The sequence below is a fragment of the Kitasatospora sp. NPDC088351 genome (assembly GCF_040685575.1).
In the GTDB taxonomy this organism is placed as follows: Bacteria; Actinomycetota; Actinomycetes; order Streptomycetales; family Streptomycetaceae; genus Kitasatospora.
This window is the reverse complement of sequence record NZ_JBFBIL010000004.1, coordinates 181305-202553: the sequence shown is the minus strand read 5'-3', so window position 1 is coordinate 202553 and position 21249 is coordinate 181305. Positions and strand designations below refer to the sequence as shown.

General features: G+C 75.1%; 17 protein-coding genes. 9 read left to right on the top strand and 8 right to left on the bottom strand.

Going from position 1 to position 21249, the window contains the following annotated elements; all coding sequences use genetic code 11:
- Positions 1-11 precede the first annotated feature (11 nt).
- The 4 genes from AB0P06_RS04985 to AB0P06_RS04970 are packed head-to-tail and all read right to left on the bottom strand — an operon-like array spanning position 12 to position 4478.
- Positions 12-1040 (bottom strand): cysteine synthase family protein, encoded by a 1029-nt coding sequence (locus tag AB0P06_RS04985; RefSeq protein WP_363605128.1) that lies wholly within the window; start codon positions 1038-1040, stop codon positions 12-14.
- Positions 1041-1085: 45 nt separating this feature from the next.
- Positions 1086-2468, bottom strand: a complete 1383-nt coding sequence (locus AB0P06_RS04980; protein WP_363605127.1) for a Y4yA family PLP-dependent enzyme — start codon at positions 2466-2468, stop codon at positions 1086-1088.
- Positions 2459-3451 carry an ornithine cyclodeaminase family protein gene (locus tag AB0P06_RS04975; RefSeq protein ID WP_363605126.1) on the bottom strand — a complete coding sequence of 331 codons (993 nt, stop codon included), beginning with the start codon at positions 3449-3451 and terminating at the stop codon, positions 2459-2461. The genes AB0P06_RS04980 and AB0P06_RS04975 overlap by 10 nt, the downstream gene beginning before the upstream one ends.
- 37 nt (positions 3452-3488) lie before the next feature.
- Entirely contained in the window at positions 3489-4478 is a 990-nt protein-coding gene (locus AB0P06_RS04970; protein ID WP_363605125.1) for a TauD/TfdA family dioxygenase, read from the bottom strand.
- A 429-nt stretch (positions 4479-4907) separates the two neighbouring features.
- On the opposite strand from AB0P06_RS04970, the gene AB0P06_RS04965 reads away from it, so the two are divergent.
- The 4 genes from AB0P06_RS04965 to AB0P06_RS04950 all read left to right on the top strand — a co-directional run bounded on the left by AB0P06_RS04965 (position 4908) and on the right by AB0P06_RS04950 (position 9881).
- Complete coding sequence (locus tag AB0P06_RS04965; protein WP_363605124.1) at positions 4908-6473, top strand: ABC transporter substrate-binding protein; 1566 nt, start codon at positions 4908-4910, stop codon at positions 6471-6473.
- Positions 6474-6583: 110 nt separating this feature from the next.
- A complete protein-coding gene (locus AB0P06_RS04960; RefSeq protein WP_363605169.1) occupies positions 6584-7474 on the top strand; it encodes an ABC transporter permease in 891 nt (296 codons plus the stop codon).
- On the top strand, positions 7471-8376 hold the full coding sequence (locus AB0P06_RS04955; RefSeq protein ID WP_363605123.1) for an ABC transporter permease subunit: 906 nt from the start codon (positions 7471-7473) through the stop codon (positions 8374-8376). Before AB0P06_RS04960 ends, AB0P06_RS04955 begins: the two co-directional genes overlap by 4 nt.
- The gene (locus AB0P06_RS04950; RefSeq protein ID WP_363605122.1) at positions 8373-9881 is read left to right on the top strand and encodes an ATP-binding cassette domain-containing protein; all 1509 of its coding nucleotides are present in this window, start codon (positions 8373-8375) and stop codon (positions 9879-9881) included. Before AB0P06_RS04955 ends, AB0P06_RS04950 begins: the two co-directional genes overlap by 4 nt.
- 33 nt (positions 9882-9914) lie before the next feature.
- Here AB0P06_RS04950 and AB0P06_RS04945 read toward each other — a convergent pair whose 3' ends face one another.
- Positions 9915-10442 (bottom strand): universal stress protein, encoded by a 528-nt coding sequence (locus AB0P06_RS04945; RefSeq protein ID WP_363605121.1) that lies wholly within the window; start codon positions 10440-10442, stop codon positions 9915-9917.
- 305 nt (positions 10443-10747) lie between these two features.
- On the bottom strand, positions 10748-11134 hold the full coding sequence (locus AB0P06_RS04940; protein WP_363605120.1) for an SAV_915 family protein: 387 nt from the start codon (positions 11132-11134) through the stop codon (positions 10748-10750).
- Between the two features lie 372 nt (positions 11135-11506).
- Here AB0P06_RS04940 and AB0P06_RS04935 point away from each other — a divergent pair, with 372 nt between their 5' ends.
- Together AB0P06_RS04935 and lysA are read left to right on the top strand one after the other, a co-directional pair.
- Entirely contained in the window at positions 11507-11728 is a 222-nt protein-coding gene (locus tag AB0P06_RS04935; protein ID WP_363605119.1) for a hypothetical protein, read from the top strand.
- Between the two features lie 88 nt (positions 11729-11816).
- Positions 11817-13271, top strand: coding sequence for a diaminopimelate decarboxylase (lysA, locus tag AB0P06_RS04930; RefSeq protein WP_363605118.1), 1455 nt, complete (start codon positions 11817-11819; stop codon positions 13269-13271).
- Between the two features lie 40 nt (positions 13272-13311).
- Here the strand turns inward: lysA and AB0P06_RS04925 are convergent, their stop codons facing one another.
- Positions 13312-13971 (bottom strand): NAD(P)-binding domain-containing protein, encoded by a 660-nt coding sequence (locus AB0P06_RS04925; protein ID WP_363605117.1) that lies wholly within the window; start codon positions 13969-13971, stop codon positions 13312-13314.
- A gap of 249 nt (positions 13972-14220) precedes the next feature.
- Between AB0P06_RS04925 and AB0P06_RS04920 the strand changes: the two genes are divergently transcribed.
- On the top strand, positions 14221-17109 hold the full coding sequence (locus tag AB0P06_RS04920; protein ID WP_363605115.1) for a hypothetical protein: 2889 nt from the start codon (positions 14221-14223) through the stop codon (positions 17107-17109).
- Positions 17110-17298: 189 nt separating this feature from the next.
- Entirely contained in the window at positions 17299-18192 is an 894-nt protein-coding gene (locus AB0P06_RS04915) for a helix-turn-helix transcriptional regulator (protein ID WP_363605113.1), read from the top strand.
- A gap of 101 nt (positions 18193-18293) precedes the next feature.
- Here the strand turns inward: AB0P06_RS04915 and AB0P06_RS04910 are convergent, their stop codons facing one another.
- Entirely contained in the window at positions 18294-19721 is a 1428-nt protein-coding gene (locus tag AB0P06_RS04910; protein WP_363605112.1) for a PLP-dependent aminotransferase family protein, read from the bottom strand.
- Between the two features lie 167 nt (positions 19722-19888).
- Here AB0P06_RS04910 and AB0P06_RS04905 point away from each other — a divergent pair, with 167 nt between their 5' ends.
- Positions 19889-21154, top strand: a complete 1266-nt coding sequence (locus tag AB0P06_RS04905; protein WP_363605111.1) for a Tm-1-like ATP-binding domain-containing protein — start codon at positions 19889-19891, stop codon at positions 21152-21154.
- Positions 21155-21249: the final 95 nt, after the last annotated feature.

Sequence of the window (21249 nt, the reverse complement as noted above, 5' to 3'; positions counted from 1 at the left end):
TGTTCCTGCTGTCAGGGCCTGCGGAGCTTGGTCAGGACCTCGTCGATCTCGGCCTCGACGGCGTGGTCGACGAGTTTGCGGGCGTTCATCCAGTCGTCGTCGAAGACGGTGTCCAGGTACTTCTCGCCGCCGTCGTTGACGAATGCGACCATAACGGCGTCCGGCGGGAGGGCGGGCAGCCGGGTCAGGGCCTCGTGGACGACGCCGCCGGCGGAGCCGCCGATCAGCAGCCCGGTGCGGCGGGCGACGACGCGGGCGGTGGCGAAGGCCTCGACGTCGCCGACCTTCACCCCTTCGTCGATGAGGTCGAAGTCGACCAGCAGGCCGATGGTGGCGCCCTCGGGGGTGCCGGTGCCGGACTGGTAGTAGTCGTGGGCGGGCGGCCCGAAGGCGATGGAGCCCTTGGGCTCGACGCCGATGACGGTGAGGCCGGGGACGGCCTTCTTCAGCTCCCGGGCGGTGCCGCAGAGCCCGCCGCCGGTGCCGACGGCGCCGATCAGGACGTCCACCCGGTTGTCGAGGGCCTGGGCGATCTCGCGGCCCACGGCGTAGTAGCCGACCGCGTTGCCGGGGTTGTTGTGCTGCTCGGTGAAGAAGGTGTTGTCCTTCCCCCGGGCGAGCTCCTCGGCGAACTCCTCGCGGGCGGCGGTGTTGAGCTCCTCGCCGCCGTCCTCGGCGACGTAGACCAGCTCGGTGCCCATGGCCCGCATGCCGCGGAGCTTGTCGACGGCGGCGTGGTTGTCGACGACGGCGGTGAAGCGGTAGCCGCGTTCGGCGGCGACGACCGCGAGGCCCAGGCCGGTGTTGCCGGAGGTGGACTCGACGACGTGGCCGCCGGGGCGCAGGTCGCCGCGCTCCTCGGCGTCGAGGATCATCTGACGGGCCATCCGGATCTTCGCGCTGCCGGTGGGGTTGTACATCTCCAGCTTGAGCAGCAGCCGGGCGCCGTGGTCGGCGCGGGCCAGCTCGAACAGCGGGGTGTGTCCGATGAGGTCGGAGATCCGGCTGACCACCGGGGGTCGGTGGAGGGCGTCGGTCATGGCAGGGGCTCCTCGGGGCAGAGCGGTGGGGGCGGGTCGGCCGGGTCAGACGGCCGGGCGCTGGTCGAGCCGCCAGCGCAGCCGGCCGCCCCGGCCGTGCAGGACGACCTTGGGCGGGAGCGGCAGGTCGTGGAACGGGGACTCGTTGGAGTCCATCTGGTAGCCGGCGGTGTTGGGGTAGACGAGCAGGTCGCCGATCCGGGGCCGGCGGGGGAAGGCGATCTTGCGCCAGCTGAGCAGATCGGAGTCCAGGCAGCTGGCGCCGCCGACGCAGGCCCGGTAGGGCCCGTCGTCGGCGGTGGGCGGCCCGGTCGGTCCGGCCGGGCTTTCGCCGACGGCCGGTTCGGCCGGCAGCAGCGCCGGGTCGGGCAGGTACTCGCTGTTGAACCACTGCTCGGACAGGCTCAGGCTGGTGCCGTCCACGGTGACGATGCCGTACCCGGCACGGTCCTTGACGCCCTGGACGCGGAACACCGAGGAGCCGGCCCGGTCCAGCAGGGCGCGGCCGGGCTCCAGCAGGAGCGCCACCCCGGCCTCGCGCAGCCGCTCGGCCAGGGTGGCGCCGGCCCCGCCCGGGCGGGCGGCGAGGACGGCGCGCAGCGCGTCGGCGCCGGCGACGGGGGAGTGGTACGGGTAGAAGTCACCGGGCGTGAAGGACCTGTCGGCGTGGTAGTGGCCGGGGCCCTGTTCGGCGAGGAAGGCGGCCCAGTGCCCGGCGGCGGTGTAGTCCACGGCGAAGCCGCCGCCGATGCTGATCCGGTCGGCCCGCAGACCGAGGGCGCGGGCCCGGCGGCAGAGGTCGACCAGCTCGCCCGCGAGGTCGGCACGCGGCCGCACCTCGTACCCGGAGAGGTGGAAGCTGAAGCCCTCCATCCTGAGCCGGTCCCCGGCCGCCGCGCAGCGCAGCAGGGCCGCGTCCAGCTGTTCGCCGTCCAGGCCGAAGCGGCTGCGGGGCTGGGCCGGCGGGTGGCGGCGCAGCAGGACGCGGACCGGCCGGGGCGCGTCGAGCTCCAGGACGCGCTCCAGTTCGTCGGGCGAGTCGACGGCGATCAGCGAGCCCTGCAGGGCGGCCGTGCGCAGCAGCCGGTCGGCCTTGGCCGGCCCGGTGACCACGAGGTCCTCGCCGCGGACGCCGTGGCCGAGGGCTTCGCGCAGTTCGCCGTGGCTGGCCACGTCCACCCCCGCGCCGGTGCCGGCGCAGCGCTCGGCGAACACGGCGGCCTTGTTGGCCTTCTTCGCGTAGTACACCCGCCCCTCCACCCCGGCCTCGGCGAGGGCGGCGCGGAAGGCGGCGAGGTTGGCGTCGAAGCGCTCGGGCAGCAGGTAGTGGAACGGTCCGCCGAAGGCGTACGAGAGGTCGTGCAGCAGGCCGTCGCGGTGGATGCGGCCGGCGAGCGGGTCGGGGTGGGGCGGGAGGGTCAGCGCCACAGGGCGACCTCGGTGCCGAGGCCCTGTGCGGCGGCGAGCTGGGCGAAGCGGTGGCCGAGGGCGATGTCGGTGACGACCAGTCCGCTGTTGTAGGCGAAGATCCGCTGCCCGGGCGCGGTCCGGCCGGGGGCGGCTCCGGAGAGGACGGCCGGCAGTTCGGCGTCGACGGCGGGCAGCGCGCCGTCGGCGTCCGCCAGGTCGGTGCCGGTGACCCGCATCTGGGCCTCGCTGGTGGCGATCACCCGGTCGGCCCGGTGGAGGGTGGAGGGGGCCAGTCCGTGGCCGACCAGGATGCCGAGCGCGCCGGGCCTGAGCCAGTCGGCCTCGACGGCCGCGGCGGTGTGACCGCCGGCGGTGGCCACGATCAGGTCGGCCTCGCCCGCGGCCCGGCGCAGGTCGGTGACCAACTCCGGTTCCCGGCCCGGGAAGTACCGGGTGAGCCGGGCGCGGACGGCGGCGATGCCGTCCGGGTGGGTGCCGGCGAGGAGCAGGCGCTCCAGCTTCGGCAGGGCGGTGAGCAGGAAGGGCAGGGCGAGGCGCCCCTGGGTGCCGGTGCCGATGACCAGCGCGGTGCGGGCGTCGGGGGAGGCGCACTCGCGGGCCAGCAGGGCGGAGACGGCCGGGGTGCGCAGCGAGCCGATCCGGCCGCAGTCCATCATCGCCACCGGCAGGCCGGTGACGTCGTCGTAGAGGGTGAGCGTCGTGTAGTAGTGCTGCCGGTCGCGGCTCTCGTGCAGGCCGTGCTTGTACGAGGTCTTGACCGCCACGACCTCGCGCACGCCGTCGCGGCCGAGCATGGCGTAGGAGACGGAGTGGCCGTCGGCGGGTTTGACGGTGAGTTTGCGCGGGTTGTCGGAGCGGCCGGCGGCGAGGGTGCGGTAGGCCTGCTCGACGGTGTCGAGGACGTCGGAGAGGCCGATGTCGATGCCGGCGAGGTCGCTGGTGCTCAGTACGCGCAGGGTGGTGTCGTCCCGGTGGTCCACGGGGGGTCCCTTCGATGGCGGAGGCGGGGCGGAGGGTTCAGACGGCCCAGGCGGTGACGGCGGCCTGGCCGTAGCCGTGTTCGTCGTGCTCGGCGAGCGGCCGGGTGGGGCGGCCCTCGACCCGGACCGAGGCGCGCTTGAGCCACCGGTCGGTGCCGTCGTAGCGGGCCCGGAAGGGGACCCTGCCGTGGACGACGATGTCGTTGTCGACGACCAGCACGTCACCGGGTTCGAGGCGCACCGCGACCGAGACCCGGGCCAGTTCCTCCGCCAGCCGCCCGTACGCGGCCCGCCAGGGCCGGTCGGCGGTGTCGAGCGGGGTGTAGGCGGGGTCGAAGCGCAGGGTCAGGCCCTCGGGGGAGTCGAAGAGGGTGGGCACCGGCGCGGGGCGGCCGGCGAACCGCTGGGCCCCGGTGTAGGCGTCGTCGGGCAGGATCGGCGCCACGGGCCGCTTCAGCCGGTCGAGGTCCGCCTCGGCGAGTGCGGTCCGGCGGACGCTGGCCGCGGTGGTGGCGACGCGGTCGTGGTTGCGCAGGCAGCACAGCAGCAGCAGGTGGGCGCGGCCGGGGTGGAAGGCGTCCTCGGTGTGCGGGGTGAGCAGGACGCTGCTGGAGGCGCCGGTCTGCTCGTCCTCGTGCCCGGGCGAGGGGAGGATGTCGTGCACGAACCGGCCGTCCTGCTGGCCGTCCCAGGCGATCGGGGTGCCCATCAGCGTGGAGACGAGCAGCAGGACGACGTCCCAGACCGCGCCGGCGCCGCCGACGGTGGACCAGTGACCGGGCGTCGGGCCCAGCCGGTCGTCGTCGACCCGTAGACCGCGCAGGACGAAGAGGCCGTCGTCGGTGTCCACCGGGCGCAGCGCGTGGCGGAGTCCGGCGCCGAGCCGGGCGCCGGCCGTGGGGAGTGCGGCGAGCAGGCCGGGGCTGGTGGCGGAGCCGTGGCGGGTCAGCAGTTCGGCCGCGGCGGCGGTGAGTTCGTCGACGTGGGCGGCGTCGAGTGGGCGTACCGGGGCGGGGGTGGTGGACACGGGGGCACCTTCCATGGCGCGGGCAGGCGGCGGGGCGGGGCCGGCTCGGGTACGGCGCGGGGCATGGCTCGGGCAGGGCGGGGAGCGTGGCTCGGGTACGGCTCGGTGCGGCCCGGGGGCGGCGGGAGCCGGGGACTCGGCCCGGCGCGGCGCCGGCGGCCGGGCGACGACCGAAACGTAGCAACCGATCTTAGGTAAGGCAATCCTTACTTGAAACTCTGGCGCAGTTCCGCAGGGCCTGATCGGGCGAGGGGGTGTACGAAGGGCCCCTTGGGTGCTGCGGCTTCGCGCGGTGGGGTGAGTTGACCTGCCGTCGGCGCGGGGGTTGCCCTTGCGTCAATTGTTCGATGCCGGGTTGCGTGATGGGCAGTTTTTAGGATAGGCAACCCTAAGAAAATCCTGCTTGACCCGGAAACGAGGAACAACGACGTGAGCGTCACCAGACGAGAGCTGCTGTGGGCCACCGCCGGTATCGGCGCGGCCGGGGCGCTCGCCGCCTGCGCCGGCAGCAAGGGCGGGTCCGGGTCCGCGGCGGGTGTGGCGTCCGGCTCCGCGAACGAGCAGCCCCGCACCGGCGGCACCCTGAAGGTCGGTGCGCTCGGCCGTGCCTCCGCGATCACCCGCGACCCGCACGGCACCCAGGCCAACGAGAGCGACTACCTGATCATCAGTCTGCTCTATGACACCCTGACCGTCCCCGGCGACAAGACCAACACCGCCGCCCGGCTGGCCGCCTCCTGGAAGCCGTCCGAGGACCTCAGGACCTGGCGCTTCACCCTCGCCGACGGCGCCACGTTCCACGACGGCACCCCGGTCACCGCCGAGGACGTCGTCTGGTCGCTCAGGCGCCTGCGCGCCACCCCCTCCGGCAAGAGCCGCCTGCCCGGCATCCAGCCCGAGGGCATCCAGGCCGAGGACGCCCGGACCGTCGTCCTGGTCTCCGACTACGCCAACGCCGACCTGCCGCTGCTCACCCGGCTGACCACCTTCGTCCTGAAGAAGGACACCAAGGACGACGCGCTCGCCGGCGCCCCCGGCACCGGACCGTTCACCCTCGACTGGTACCGCGACGGCAACGCCCGCCTGGTGCGCAACGACAACTGGTACGGCGGCAAGGTCCTGCTCGACGCCGTCGAGGTACGGATCTTCGAGAGCCCGCAGGCGATGGCCAACGCCCTGCTCGCCGGCCAGATCGACGTCGCGTCCAACGTCGGCGCCGTCGCGGCCCGCACCGCCGAGACCCGCAAGGACATCCAGATCCTGCGCCGGCCCAACGACATGGCGATGCCCATCGTGATGCGCGCCGCCGACGGGCCGTTCGCCGACGCGAAGGTCCGCGAGGCCCTGCGGCTCTCGGTGGACCGCGACGCCATGGTCAAGCAGGTGCTCTCCGGCTACGGCACCGTCGGCAACGACATCCTGGGCACCGGCGACCCGGCCTACGCCAAGGACATCCCCCAGCGCAAGCGGGACCTCGACCGGGCCAGGCAGCTGCTCGCCGAGGCCGGCTTCGACACCGCCAGGACGTACGACCTCATCACCACCGAGGACATCGCCGGCCTCGCCGAGTCCGCGACGCTCTTCGCCACCCAGGTCCGCGAGGCCGGGGTGAGGATCAACGTGGTCAAGCAGGACTCCAAGGTCTTCTGGGACGCCACCTGGCTCAAGGCCCCCCTCTACACGAGCTACTGGGGCACCAACGACTCGGTCGTCTTCTTCGCCTCGAAGACGATGCTCTCCGACGCCGGCCAGAACGAGGCCGGCTGGCAGGAGCCCTCCTTCGACGAGGCCTACCGCACCGCCATGGCCACCGCCGACGAGGCCGCCCGGACCACGCTGCTGCACCAGCTCCAGGAGATCGAGTACGCCAGGTCCGGCTACCTGCTCTGGGGCATGGCGGACGGCATCGACCTGGCCGGCTCCGCCGTGCGCGACCTGCCCAGGCTCCCCGGCTACGGACGCGTCCAGCTCGAGAAGACCTGGCTGGCCCGTTGACCCCGGCCCCGACCGCCGGGGGCGCCGCCGCGCCCCCGGCACCGCCCCGGGCCGCCGGGCCGCTGCCCGGGCTGGGCCGGGCCGCCTGGCTCGCCGCCCGGCGGCTCGCCATGCTCACGGTGCTGCTCGCCGCGGTCTTCGCCGCGATCGAACTCCTGCCGGGGGACGCGGCCAACGCCACCTCCGAACGCGGTGAGACCGCCGCCGACATGGCCGCCCGCCGCGCCGCCCTGGGCCTCGACCGGCCGGTCGTCGAACGGTTCTGGGACTGGATGACCGGCCTGCCCGCCGGCGACCTCGGCACCACCGCCCACGGACAGCCCGTCACCTCCGTCCTGGCCGGCCCGTTCCCCAACACCCTGCTGCTCGGCACCCTCGCCCTGACCGCCAGCATCCTCGGCGCCCTCGCCCTCGGCAGCTGGGCCGCCCTGCGCCCCGGCGGCCGGACCGACCGGACCATCGCCGTCCTCTCGACGGCCGCCTTCGCGCTGCCCGAGTTCGTCCTCTCCGTCGCCCTGCTGCTGGTCTTCTCGCTCTGGACGGGCTGGCTGCCCGCCGTCACCCTCACCGGCGCCGACGGCACACCCGCCTCCTGGGACATGCTGCTGCTGCCCGCGCTGGCCCTGGCCGTCCCGCAGATCGGCTGGAACACCAGGATCGTCCGGGGCGCCCTCGCCGACCAGGCCGCCCTGCCCCACGTCCGGGCGGCCGTCCTCGACGGCCTGCCGCGCCACCGGATCCTCACCCACCACATGCTGCCCGGCGCCCTGCCCGCCATCGCGGTGAGCACCGCGACCTCCGCCGGGATGCTGCTCGGCGGCGCGGTCGTCGTCGAGACGCTCTTCAACTACCCCGGCATCGGCGCCGTCCTGTCCGGTGCCATCGCCGACCGTGACACCCCCCTCGTCGCCGGAGTCGTCGCGGCGACCGGAGCCGCCATCAGCATCCTGCTGCTGCTCGCCGACCTCGTCCGCGAGCGCGTCCTGCGAGAGCGCCCATGACCGTCGAGACCTCGTCACCCCTCCGGCCCCGTCGGATCCGTCGGGCCCCGAAGACCGTGCGGGCCCCCGGGGCCCCGCCGGCCCCGAAGCGCCGCGGCCGGCGCTCGCACGCCCTGGTCAGGGCGCTGCCCGCCCTGCTGCTGACCGCCCTGGCGCTCACCGGCCCGCTGTGGGCCCCGCACCGCGTCGACGAGCCGGTGACCGCCCCCTACGCCGCCCCCGACGGCGCCGCCGCGCTCGGCGGCGACCAGCTCGGCCGGGACGTCCTCAGCCGGCTGCTGCACGGCGGCGCGCCGCTGATCGCCACCGCGCTCGCCGTCGCCGTCCTGGTCACCGGCGCCGCCACGGTGATCGGCATCCTGGCCGTCCTGCGCCCCCGGCTCGGCCGGTGGGTGGAGCGCGCCGCCGACCTCGCCATCCTGCTGCCCGCCGTCCTCGGCATCATGCTCATCGGCCTCGCCTGGCCGGCCGGCGGGCGCCTTCCCGTCGCCGCCGCGGCCACCGTCCTCGGCATCCCCTACGCGGTGCGGGTGGTGGCCGCCGCGGCCGCGCCCGTCGCCGCCAGCGGCTATGTCGAGGCGGCCGCCGTCGGGGGCGAACGCCTCTGGTACCTGATGGTCCGCGAGGTGCTGCCCAACCTGCGCGCGACCGTCCTCGCCCTGTTCGGCCTGCGCTTCGTCGAGGGCGTCTACGTGGTCTCGGTCGCCGCCTTCCTCCAGCTCGGCCCCCAGCCACCCGAAGCCGACTGGGCGCTGATGATCCGTGAGAACGCCCCCGGCATCATGCTCAACCCCTGGGCCGTCGGCGCCCCCTGCCTCGCCATCGGCCTGCTCGCCGTCAGCGTCAACCTCGCGGCCGACGCCCTCGCCCCCGCCCGGACCACCCCGGAGACCGCCCTGTGACCGCGACCGACCCCACGGACCGGGTCACCGCCCGGGTCGCCGCACTGTCCATCGCCCTCGACGACGGCACCCCGCTGCTCGCCCCCACCAGCCTCACCCTCGGCCCCGGCCGCGTCCACGCCGTCACCGGGCCCTCCGGCGCCGGCAAGACCACCCTGCTCCGGGCCCTGGCCGGCGCTCTGCCACCCGGCGCCGCCCCGCCCGGCGGCACGCTCACCGTCCTCGGCCACGACATCCTCGCCCTCCCGGCCGAGGAGTTGCGCCGGCTGCGCCGCCACCGCCTCGCCTACCTCGGGCAGGACCCGGGCTCCGGGCTCAACCCCCGGATGCGCGTGGCCCGTCTGATCACCGAGACCGCCGTCGACCGCAGCGCCGAGGCGCTGCGCGAACTGCTCACCCAGGTCCGGCTGCCCACCGACCAGCAGCTCGAACGCCGCCGCCCCACCGCCCTCTCCGGCGGACAGCAGCGCCGCGTCGCCCTCGCCCGCGCGCTCGCCCGCCGACCCGAACTCCTGCTCCTGGACGAGCCCACCGCGGGCCTCGACCCGGCCCTGCGCGACGAGATCGCCGACCTGCTGCGCGAACTCGCCCGCCGCCACGGCATCGCGGTCGCCCTCTCCAGCCACGACGCCGCCTTCGTGGCCCGCTGCGCCGACGAGGTCCTCGTCCTCCGTCCGGCGGGCCGGGCCCCCGTGGGCGCGGCCTCCGTGCTGTCGGCCGTCGGCGGGACCGTCAAGCCTGGCCCTGGGGCCGCGGTTCCGGTCGGCGCGGTTCCGGTCGGCGCGGGTTCGAACGGTGCCGGCCCGGACCGTGGTCTCGGCGCCCACCGGATCGACGCCCATGTCGGCGACGGCCGCGGGCGCCGCCGGATCCTGGCCGGCCTCGACCTCCACCTCGCGCCGGGTACCTGCACCGGCATCACCGGGCCCTCCGGCGCCGGGAAGACCACCCTGGTCCGCGTCCTCGCCGGCCTGCACCCGCCCACCGCGGGCACCCTCACCCTCGACCGTGCCCCGCTGTCCGGCTCCCACCACACCCGCACCCGCGACCAGCGCCGCCGGATCCAGCTGGTGCCGCAGAACCCGCTCGGCGCCCTCAACCCGGCCCGCACCGTCGGCGCCACCCTCACCCGCCCGCTGCGCCTGCACCACGCCACCCCGCACGAGCAGTGCGCGGACCGGGTCGCCGAACTCCTCGCCGCCGTCGACCTCCCCGCCGAGCTGGCCGCCCGTCACCCGCACGAGCTCTCCGGCGGCCAGCGCCAGCGCGTCGCGATCGCCCGTGCCCTCGCCGCCGAGCCCGACGTCCTGCTCTGCGACGAGGTCACCTCCGCCCTCGACGAGGCCACCGCGGAGGGCATCATGGCCCTCCTCGGCCGCCTGCGTGCCGACCGCGGCCTCACCCTCGCCCTGATCAGCCACGACCTGCCCCTCGTCCGGCGGCACGCCGACGCCGTGGTCATGCTGGGCGACGGGCGGCCCGAACCGGTCGGCGCCGGCCGGTGAGCCCGGCCCGCCCCGGGCCGGCGGGCCCGGCACTCAGCCGGTGGTGGCGGCGGGCGCGGCGGTCCTGGCCGGCCGGTGGCCGGCGGCGAGGGGGAGCGGGGCGCCGCTGCGGGCGGTGAACTCCAGCCGCTCCAGCAGCTCCGACGGTGGGACCGCGACGACCCGGCAGGCCGCGTGGCCGCGGCAGTGGCGGGTGACCGAGCCGTGCAGCAGACGGTCGAGCCGGCCGTGGCCGCCGGTGCCTACCACGAGCAGGTCGTCCGGGCCGGTGACGGCCGCCACCAGGGCCGGGCCCGCGTCGCCCCGGACCACCAGCGGGCGGATCACCAGGTCGGCCGGGTAGCCGCCGAAGGTCTGCTCGAAGGCGGTGTCCAGGCGCCTGCGGGCCGCGTGTTCCAGCTCGGAGAGCGGCCGCAGACCGCCGCCGTCGGCCGGCGTCCAGGCGGCGACCGGGACGAGGTCGGCCCCGCGCCTGGCCGCCTCGCCGACCGCGCGGTACAGGGCCGCGAGGCTGCTCAGCGACCCGTTCAGTCCGACGATCACTCGGGTGGGGTCGGCCATGGCCGCTCGCCTCCGTCTCGATGGTCCGGTATGTCCGGTGCTTCCGGTGACTCCAGTGAACCCGGGGCCGGGCGCGCGGACGCCGCCGCTGACGGCACCATGACGCCGGGCACCGGGTTCTTGACGGGCCGTTGACAGGGGCTTTGGCGTGGACGCGGGCCCGGCGTGTCCGGCCCGGGTACGAACCGGGCCGGCAGGTCGATGGCCTTGATGCCGAGTGGCGGCAGGACCGGCGCCGTCCTTGAGGGCACCCCGGTGGACGGGCTCCGGGCCGGGCGGCTCCCCGGGGACCGCGCCGGGTGGACTCAGACCGGGTGGGCGGCGCGGCGCGTGGCGGCCGGTGCGGGCGTGGAGGGCGTGGGGCGCTCGTCGGCGACGGGCGCGGCGTACGGCAGCGGCACCGGCTTCGGGGCGGCGGCGGCCAGTTGGGGGTCGACGGTCAGGATGGTGACGCCCAGCGGTTCGGCGAGGGCGCGCAGGGCGGGCTCGGCGAGCGCGATCCAGGGCTGGTCGGGACCGAGGACGGCGGTGAGCCGTTGCTCGGTGGTGAAGGCGACGGCGGTGCGATCACCGAGCGGCGTGCGGAAGAGCCGGGCGGTGTGGCCGAGCCGACCCGGCCGGACGGGGACCAGGAGCCGTCCGGCCGGGCCGGGTCGGGAGGGTTCGGGATCGTCGGGGAGCTGGCGGTACATGGCGGCCTCCGGTCGGAAGGGGCGGTCTGGGCGAGATACTGCGGGCGGGCCGCGGCGGGCGGGCTCCGCCCGCCACCGTGGATCGCACGACGACCGTATGCCCGCCCGGTCGGGGGCCGCGCCAGGCCCTGACACGTTCTTGATCCCCACGGACCGGGCCCTGACGGGGCGCTGACACCGGAGAGCATCGCGCACCACCCGCTCGGGCCGGTCCGGGCCGGGAAAGCCGCCGCCGTGTCAGGAATCCGTCAAGGACGGCCGCCGGCGCGTAGGTCACGCGTCAAGGCCGGGTGCGGTTGGTGTGCGCAGGGTCTCCACTGGAACCGCGGGTCCGGGACCGGGTCCGCGCCCCCGTGGAAGGAACCGTTCGCCATGAGTGACACCCAGGTCGTCGTCGCCGTCGAGAAGCCGCAGCTCCGGACCGTGCGGGAGACCGTCCCGCCGCGCCGCCGGATGCCGGTGGCCGCCTTCGCCGGGCGGTCGGAGGAGCCGGACGAGCCGGCCGAACCGAGCCCGGCCCCGGCCTGGTCCGAGGCCGACCGGCGCCGGACCAGGGCGGCACACTGCCGGATCGCGATGCGGTACGAGGACTGACCGCGTCCTTCCCGTCCCCGCCGCGTGGGGCGGCCGGTGCCGTCCGGTTCCGCGACCGCCCCTTCCGTTCCCAGCAGGAGCACCCGCCATGCCGCAGCTTTCCGCCCGCCCGACCACCGTCTCGGCCACTGTTTCGACCCCGGCTTCGACCCCGACCGCCGCCTCCGCCCTGGTACCCGTACCCGCTCCCGTACCCGTCGCCTCCCGACCGGACGGCCCCGGCCTCCCCGGCGGCTCCACCGGTCTGCTCGGCGGCCCCTGGCCGGCCTCGGCACGGGACGGCTCCGACGGGGAAGTGCTGGTCGGCGGCGTCGGCCTCGCGGAGGCCGCCGAACGCTTCGGCACCCCGCTGTACGTGCTGGACGAGGGCGAGGTGCGGGCCCGCGCCCGGGCCTACCGGCGGGCCCTGCCGCACGCCGACGTGCTCTACGCCGCCAAGGCGTTCCTCTGCAGCGCGATGGCCGACTGGGTGGCCGAGGAGGGCCTCGGCCTGGACGTCTGCTCGTCGGGTGAACTGTGGCTGGCCACCGCGGCCGGGTTCCCGGCGCAGCGGATCGTGCTGCACGGCAACGCCAAGTCCCCGGAGGAGCTGCGGCTGGCCCGCCGGATGCGGGTCGGCCGGATCGTCATCGACGGCCCGGCGGAGATCGCGCGGCTGGCGGCCCTGGTCGCCGGGGACACGCCCCAGCGGGTGCTGGTCCGGGTCGTGCCGGGCATCGCGGCCGGGCACCACGCGGCGGTCCGTACGGGCGTCGGCGGCCAGAAGTTCGGCTTCCCGGTCGACGGCGGCGACGCGGCCGACGCGATCGCCCGCGTGCTGGCCCAGCCCGGGCTCGAACTCGCCGGCCTCCACTGTCACCTGGGCTCCCAGATCACCGAGGTCGAGCCGTACCTCACCGCCGTGGACGCCCTGGTGCGGCTGCTGGCCGAGGTCCGTGAGCGGCACGGTGTCGAGCTGCCCGAGCTGGACCTCGGCGGCGGCCACGGCATCCGTTACCTGCCGGAGGACCGCGAACTCGACCTGGCGGACTTCGCGGCCCGGGTGACCGACCGGCTCTCCGCCCGCTGCGCCCGGGCCGGTCTCGCCGTGCCGCGCCTGGTGGTCGAGCCGGGCCGGGCCGTCGCCGGCCCGGCGGCGGTCGCCGTCTACCGGGTGCTCTCGGTGAAGCACACCGCCGACGGCCGGTACTTCGCCGCCGTCGACGGCGGGATGAGCGACAATCCGCGGCCCGCCCTGTACGGCGCGCCGTACACCGTCCGGCTGGTCGGGCGCCGCTCCGCCGCCGAGCCGACCCGGATGGACGTGGTCGGCCGGCACTGCGAGGCCGGTGACGTACTGGTCCGCGACGCCGGGCTCCCCGCCGACCTGCGGGCCGGCGACCTGCTGGCCGTCCCGGCCGCCGGCGCCTACCAGCTCTCCATGGCCTCCGGCTACAACCTGGTCGGCCGCCCGGCCGTGGCCGCCGTCCGTGACGGCCGGGCCAGGCTGCTCATCCGCCGGGAGACGGTGGAGGACTTCCGGGCCCGTGAGGTCGGCCGCTGACCGGCGCGCGGGCCCGGCCGGATCCGTCGCTCCCGCCGGGCTACCCCCGGAACGCCGCCGGCCGCTCCGGGGACGCCTCGGCCAGGGCCTTGGTGACGCCCCCGACGTCGGCACGCAGGCCGTAGACGGGCGTGTCGGGCTGCTGGCGCCAGGACTCGTCGATGCCGCCCGCGTCCACGGTGTCGAAGCCGAGCTCGTCGATCAGCGCGCGGACCACCCGCTTGGCGGCCTCGTCGTCGCCGGCCACCGGCAGCGCGATGCGCTCCGGGTCGCCCTGGGGGCGGGGCCGGTCGAGGATGTCCTGGGCGTAGGTGCCGTTGAAGGCCTTGACGACGGCGTGGCCGATCTGCCGCTCCGTCCAGCGGCTCTCGGTCAGGCCCTCCTCGATGGCGGCGATCCGGCCGTCGCGCTGCTGCGGGTAGTAGTTGCCGGTGTCGATCACGGCGACGTGCTCCGCGGCCTCGTCGAACAGCCCGGACGGCAGGTCGGGCACGTTCTTCAGGGGCACGGTGACCACCACGACCTGGGCGCCGCGCGCCGCCTCGGCCGCGGTGACCGCCGTCGCGCCGGTCTCCTCGACGAGCGCGGCCAGGGTCTGCGGCCCGCGCGAGTTGGCCACCGAGACCTCGTGCCCGAGGGCGCTCAGCCGCCGGGTGAGGTTGCCACCGATGTTGCCCGCGCCGATGATGCCGATCTTCATGGGACGTCCTCCGGGAGATGGGTGTGATCCGGTCTCGCCTCAGGCCCAACCACACGGGCGGCCCGTCCATTTCCGCCCGGCACGATTCGTTCGGGAGCCCGTCGGTGAGCCCGGGCCGCCGCGCCGGGGCGGCGGCCGGCACTCCTACCCGGCGTCCGCGGCCGGCCACCGTGGACCGATCCACCCACACCGCAACCGACTTCCCTTGAACCGGTGGAATCCGGCCGGGTGATCCGGAACGATGGCGCGATGGACCACGATCTCGGCCGCCTGGGCCACCGGGAGTTCGAGCACCTCGTCCAGGCGCTCGCGAAGCAGGTGCTCGGGCCCGGGGTCAGGGTGTTCGGCGACGGGAAGGACGGCGGCCGGGACGCCGCGTTCCATGGCCCGGTGGCGTACACGTCCCACGGCGGCGCCTGGGACGGTTACGGGGTCGTGCAGGCCAAGTACCGCGGGCGTTCGGGCGGCAGGCCCTCGGACGCGGCGTGGCTGGAGGGCGAGATCCGCAAGGAGCTCCGCGACTGGACGGCGCCCGGGTCCGCACGGGGCGCGCTCCCGGAGTACCTCCTGTTCGCCACGAACGTCCTCCTCTCGGGGGTGCCCGGCAGCGGCGGCATCGACCGCATCGACCGCTTCGTCGGAACGGAGGCCGCGCGGAGGGGCATCCGGCTGACCGGCTGGGCGGTCTGGCACCACGACGAGATCTGCCGTTTCCTCGACATGTATCCCGGAATCCGCCAGAGCTTGGGCGGATTCGTCGTCCCGGGTGATGTCCTCGCCCACCATCTGATGGATCGACAGAAAGTCGACAGAGAATCAGAGTTGACTGAGCTGATGAGGACTCAGGTGGCTGCGGGACTGGTGGCCGACCGATGGGTCCAGCTGGGGCAGGCCGGAGCCGGGCCCGACCGGGGCAAGATCGGCCTGGGCCCGGTGGCGGTCGATCTGCGGGCAGACCGGGTGGGCATCGTCGACGGCGACCGGACCGTCCTGGCCGCCGGGCATGTGATCGGGCGGGGCGACGCGCCCCTGCGGCCCTCCGTGCGGACCACCGGGGAGGCGCGGCATGTCCTGCTGGTCGGCGGCCCCGGCCAGGGCAAGAGCACGCTGGGCCAGTTGATCTGCCAGGCCTATCGGGTCGCGCTCCTGGACGGGGACGACGACCTGCTGCCGGCGCCGGCCTGCGAAGTGCTGCAGTCCCTGCGCCAGGACCTCGCACGGATCGGCCTCCCCGTGCCGCGTACCCGCCGCTGGCCGTTGCGGATCGCTCTGCGCGACTACGCGGAGGCCCTGCTGCGCGATGCGCGTCTCGGTCTGCTGGAGTTCCTGGTACGGCAGTTGAAGCAGCACTCACCGGATGTTACGGAGGCGGTACTCGTTCGTTCGCTGCGCGCCGCGCCCTGGATCCTGGTTCTCGACGGTCTCGACGAGGTGGCGCCGCGGCGGACGCGCGAGACCGTTATGGACCGCGTCCTCGAATTCCTCGTCATGGCCTGCTCCTTGGACGCGGACCTCCTGGTGGTGGGAACCACGCGGCCGCAGGGGTACAACGGTGAGTTCCACCAGGGCGACTTCGAGACCCTTGAACTACGGGAACTCACGAGAGAGGAGTCGCTGCACTACGCGGGTGGACTCGCCCGGGTGCGTCACCACGATGATCCCGACATGTACGACACTGTGGTGAAGCGCATCGAGTCAGCCGCGAGTGATCAGGACACCGTGCGGCTCATGCGGTCGCCGCTCCAGGTGACGATCATGTCCTTGCTGGTCGAGAAACGCGCCAGGATGCCCCAGAACCGCTACGAGCTCTTCGACGCCTACTACCAGACCATCTACGACCGGGAGGCCGGGAAACCCGGGCCGACCGGTCGATTGCTCGCCGAGAACAGACTTCATGTGGATTGGCTGCACCAACACGTCGGTCTGGTCCTGCGGTCAAGGGTGGCGGTCACGGAGCCCGGGGAGTCGCTGACGCTGCCGGAGGCGGAGCTGCAAGTCCGTGTTCGGCAGCGACTCCTGGAGGAGACCTGCGATCCCGACCGGTCGCGGTCGCTGGCGACGGAGCTGATCGAGGCGGCCACCGATCGGCTCGTCCTGCTGGTCGCCCCCCAGCCCGGTGTCGTCGGCTTCGAGGTCACGAGCCTTCAGGAGTACTGTGCTGCCCGCGCGCTCCTCTTCGGTCCGGACGCGGAGATCGTCCCACGTCTCGGCGATCTCGCCACGGACCAAACCTGGCGCGACGCTTGGCTGTTGGCCGTAGCGGGTCTCTTCACCCACCGGCAGCATCTGCGTGCCGACCTCATCACCGCCCTGCGTGAGCTGGACGCGCGCGACCAGGTGACCATGGCCCTGCGTCCGGGAGCCTGCCTCGCACTGGACCTCCTCGACGAGGACCTTTCCCGCCAGCACCCCCGTCACCACAATCTGCTGGCGCAACACGCAGCCGAACTCATCGGCGGCCCAGCCGGCTTCACGTCCTCCTTCAGGAACGTGTCGCGCAGCCTGGCGAAGGCCGCGGCCCGCAGCGAGCAGGCTCGGCTCTACCTGGAGAACGCCGCCAGGATCGCACTCGTCGGGCGGGGCGTCCACACGATCTTCGCCTTCCGTACTGTCGCCCTGTGGGCGCACCTGACCGGCCCACTGCGGCCGGTGGCGCGGAGTCTGCTGTCGGAAGCGGTCCTGAGGATGGCCCCTGAGCAACTGGCGGCGGCCAGGACCCTCGTCGCGCGGGAACTGCCATGGCTGTCCCTGCCGGGGCTCTCCGGGTACACCCCGTCCGGTGCCGATGGCCGCACCAGCCTCGCCGCCTTTCTGGTGGATGCCCCGTCGTCTGCCGCGCGGGGCGATGCCGAAGCCGGGAAGATCCGTGAGTGGATCACCAACTGGCTGGCGGGGGAGTGGTTGTCCGTCGAGGTCGTCGACGGCGTTCCTGTGCCGCTCGTTTGCGACGAGTACGGCCTGGGGCTGGAGTACTACGGGGACTGGCGGTGGCTTCCCGACGTACAGCAGGCCTGTGTCGATGCCGCCGCCGCGCTGTCGGAGGCGGGGTGGAGCGTGGTGGCGGCGTTTCACGAGGTCCTGGAGATGACCTTCTCGTTCGAGGTCGCCCTGGAGCCCGTTGTTGACGGCATCAGCTGAGTGCGTCCGAGTTCCTGCTCTCCCCGCGCTCCTCGTACATCACCGCCCAGGACTTCGTGGTGGACGGTGGCCTGGTGACGGCCGTCCCGGCAGCCTGACCGGCGACCGGCCCGACCGCCGGGGCCGTGGGGTGCAGCCTGGTCCTGACAGGGCCAGGCTGCACCGGCGGCCGGCGGGGACAATCGTCGTATGAGTACCGCGATCAGCCTGAGCGAGTTCCTCCGGACGCGCCGCGCCCGGCTCCGGCCCGAGGACGTCGCCCTGCCGGACTTCGGCGGCCGCCGCCGGGTGGCCGGACTGCGCCGGGAGGAGCTCGCCCAGCTCGCCGGGGTGAGCGTCGACTACTACACCCGGCTGGAACAGGGCCGGGTGGGCAACCCGTCGGACGCCGTGCTCGACGCGCTGGCCCGCGCGCTGCTCCTCGAACCGGACGAGGCCCGCCATCTGCACCGGCTCGCCCGCCCCCGGCCCGCCCGCCGGGCGGGCCGTACGCCGTCCGCCCCGCAGCGGGTCCGGCCGATGCTGGCGCGGCTGCTGGCCGAGCTGTCCGACGTGCCGGCCATGGTGATGGGCCGCCGGATGGACGTCCTGGCCTGGAACCAGGCCGCCGTCTCCCTGTTCGGGGACTACGGCGCGCTCGCCCCGGCCGAGCGGAACATCCCCCGGATCACCTTCCTGGACCCGGCCTCGCGGGAGCTGTACGCGGACTGGACGGCCTGCGCCCGCGAGAACGTCGCCTTCCTCCACCTGGAGGCCGGCCGCCGCCCCGACGACCCCCGGCTGGCCGAGCTGATCGGCGAACTGTCCATGCGCAGCGCGGACTTCCGCCGCTGGTGGGCGGAGCATCCGGTGCAGGACAAGACCTCGGGCCGCAAGCGCTTCCGGCACCCGCTGGTCGGCGAGCTGGACCTGGTCTACGACACGCTGCGCCCGGCCGACGACCCGGACCAGGCCCTGATCACCTACGCCGCCGAGCCGGGAACCCCGTCCGACGACGCTCTGCGGCTGCTCCTCTCCTGGGCCGCCGCACCGGAGGTCCCGGGCCCGGTGAGCGGGGCGGGGGCCGATCCGCGCCGACGCTGACCGGCTGACCGGCTGACCGGCTGACCGGCTGCCCGGCTGCCCGGCTGCCCGGCTGCCCGGCCGCCCGGGCGGCCAGGGCGTGGCGGGTCGGCGTCGGCGGGTCAGCGCGCGGAGCCGGAGCGCTCCGCGCTGCGGAGGAGGACGGGGAGGGCGGCGGCCAGGTTGCCGTGCTGGTCGGCGAAGGGGAGCCGGAGGTGGTGGCGGAATCCGTCGACGGCCGAGAAGGCGGGGCCGGGGACGATCAGGACGCCTGCGCGGCGGGCGAGTTGGGCGGTGGCCTCGGCGTCGGCTCCGGGGAGTTCGACCCAGAGGGCGGAGCCCCCGGCGGGGTGTTCCCAGCGCCAGTGCGGTGCCTCGGCGGTGAGCAGCCGCTCGGTCGCGGCGAGGCGTTCGCGCAGTTGGGCGCGGCGCCGGGCGCGGGCCTCGGGCAGCCCTTGGAGCAGCCGGACGGCGAGCAACTGCTCCACCACCGGGCAGGAGAGGTCGACGGACTTCCGGATCTCGGCCAGGCGGTGGATGACGGTGGTGGAGGCGCGGATCCAGCCGAGCCGGAGGCCGCCCCAGAACAGCTTCGAGAGGGTGCCGATGGTCGCGGTGGCGGCGGTCGGCAACTGGGCGGCGAGCGGGACCGGTGCGCTGTCGTCGCGCAGGGACAGCTCCGCGTAGGCGTTGTCCTCGACGGTGTAGAGGCCGTGTTCGGCGAGGACGGCGGCCCAGGCCCGGCGGGTCCGCGCGCTCATGCCGAGGCCGGTGGGGTTGTGGACGGACGGCTGCAGGTAGACCAGGCGCGGGCGGATGTGGCCGGCCAGCCGGGCCAGGGCGGCGGGGCCGTCGCCCTGCGGGCCGGGCGCGCCGTGCGGGGGCAGCGGGACCAGGCGGGCGCCCCGGGCGCGCAGCGCTTCGAGGGCGCCGCGGTAGGTCGGGTCCTCGACGACCACGGTGTCGCCGGGCTCGACCAGCCCCTGGGTGATCAGCCAGAGGGCCTGCTGGGATCCGGCGGTGACCAGGATCTGCTCCGGTGAGGTCGGCAGGCCGGCCGCGCGGTGGTACTCGGCGAGCTGTTCGCGCAACTGCGGCAGCCCGTAGGGGAGGTAGCCGTCGTCGGCGAGCGCGGCGGTGAGGTCGCGGCCGGACAGCGCGTCCAGGGCGTCCGCGACGGCGGGCAGGCCGTCCAGCGCGCCGCTGGAGAGGTCGAGGGTGCCGTCCCGGCTGCCGAAGCTGGCGAGCCGCCCCTCGCTGGCGGGCTCGCCGACCGCCCCGGAGGCGCGCAGCCGGGAGCCGCTGCCGTGCCGGCTCTCCAGCCGCCCCTCGGCCTCCAGCAGTCCGTACGCGGCGGTGACCGTGGAGCGGCTGACGCCCAGCGCGGTGGCGAGGGCGCGCTGGGAGGGCAGTACGGTGCCGGGCCCGACGTCGCCGCGCTCGGCCAGCTCGCGCAGGGCGTCCGCCAGCAGTCGCGGCAGCGCGTCCGAACCGCCGCCGGCCCAGCCGGTGAGCAGGCGCGACAGGCGGGTGGGGGGAATCCGGTCCATGCCACCCATCATGCCCCGCAGCTGCGGCGGAGCCGGGCCGGGCCGGGCGCTGCGGGGCCGGGCCGGACACCGTCCGACGGCGCAGGCCACTTGGCCCCAAGTGGTCTTTGCCGCCCTCCGGGCCCGGCCCGATGATCGGGGCATCGTCCGTTCAAAGGAGCAGGGACATGGCGACCGTCGTGCTGGTCGGGACACTGGACACCAAGGGCGCGGAGTACGCGTGGCTCGCCGGGCGGTTGCGCGAGGCCGGCTGCGAGGTGGTGGTCGTCGACGCCGGTGTGCTGCCGCCGCCGGCCGGTACGCCCGCCGGTGACATCGGCGCAGAGGCCGTCGCCCGGGCGGCCGGGCACGACCTGGCGGCGCTGCGCGCCGGCGGGGACCGCGGTGCGGCGGTGGCGGCGATGGCCGAGGGCGTCGAGCGGGTCGTCGGCGACCTGCACCGGGAGGGCCGGCTGCACGCGGTGCTGGCGGTGGCCGGCAGCGGGGGCTCGTTCATCGCGGCCCGGGCGATGCGGGCACTGCCCGTCGGTGTGCCCAAGCTGCTGGTCTCCACCATGGCGGGCGGGGACGTCGCGCCCTACGTGGGCAGCAGTGACATCACCATGATGTACAGCGTGGTGGACGTCGCGGGCATCAACTCGGTCTCTTCCCTGATCCTCGGGAACGCGGTGGCGGCGGTCGCGGGCATGGCCGCCCACCACGAGCGGGGCCTTGCCGGCCCACAGTCGCAGGGGCGCCGGCTGGTCGGCGCCAGCATGTTCGGGGTGACCACGCCCGCGGTCGACGCCGCCCGCGCGCGGCTGGACGAACTCGGTTACGAGGTCCTGGTGTTCCACGCCACCGGGGCCGGTGGGCGGGCACTGGAGAAGCTCGCCGCCGGCGGCTTCCTGGCCGGAGTCCTGGACCTCACCACCACCGAACTCGCGGACGAACTGGTCGGCGGCGTGCTGAGCGCCGGGCCCGACCGGCTCACCGCCGCCGGGCGGGCGGGCGTTCCGCAGGTGGTCGCGCCGGGGGCGCTGGACATGGTCAACTTCGGCCCCCGGGAGAGCGTTCCGGAGCGTTTCGCCGAGCGGCACCTGCTCGTCCACAACCCCACCGTGACGCTGATGCGCACCACGGCCGAGGAGATGGCGGTGCTCGGCACCACCATCGGGCAGAAGCTGGCCGCCGCCCGCGGCCCGGCGGCGGTTCTCTGGCCGCTCGGCGGGGTGTCCGCGGTGGACGCGCCCGGCGGGCCGTTCCACGACCCGGACGCCGACCGGGCCGGGCTCGCGTCGCTGCGTACCGCGCTGGCGGGCGGCGCCGTCGAGCTGCGGGAGGTGGACGCGCATGTGAACGACCCGGCCTTCGCCGTTGCGGCCGCTGACCATCTGCACCGGCTGATCACCGCTCAGGACCGTGCACAGGGCCGTTCGCCCGCCCTGGCCTGAGCCGTGGCCCGGCTTGAGGCGCGCGCCGGCTTGAGGTGCGCCGGCCTGAAGCGCGCGCCGGCCCGAAACGCCGTCGCGCCGACGCCTGAGCCGTC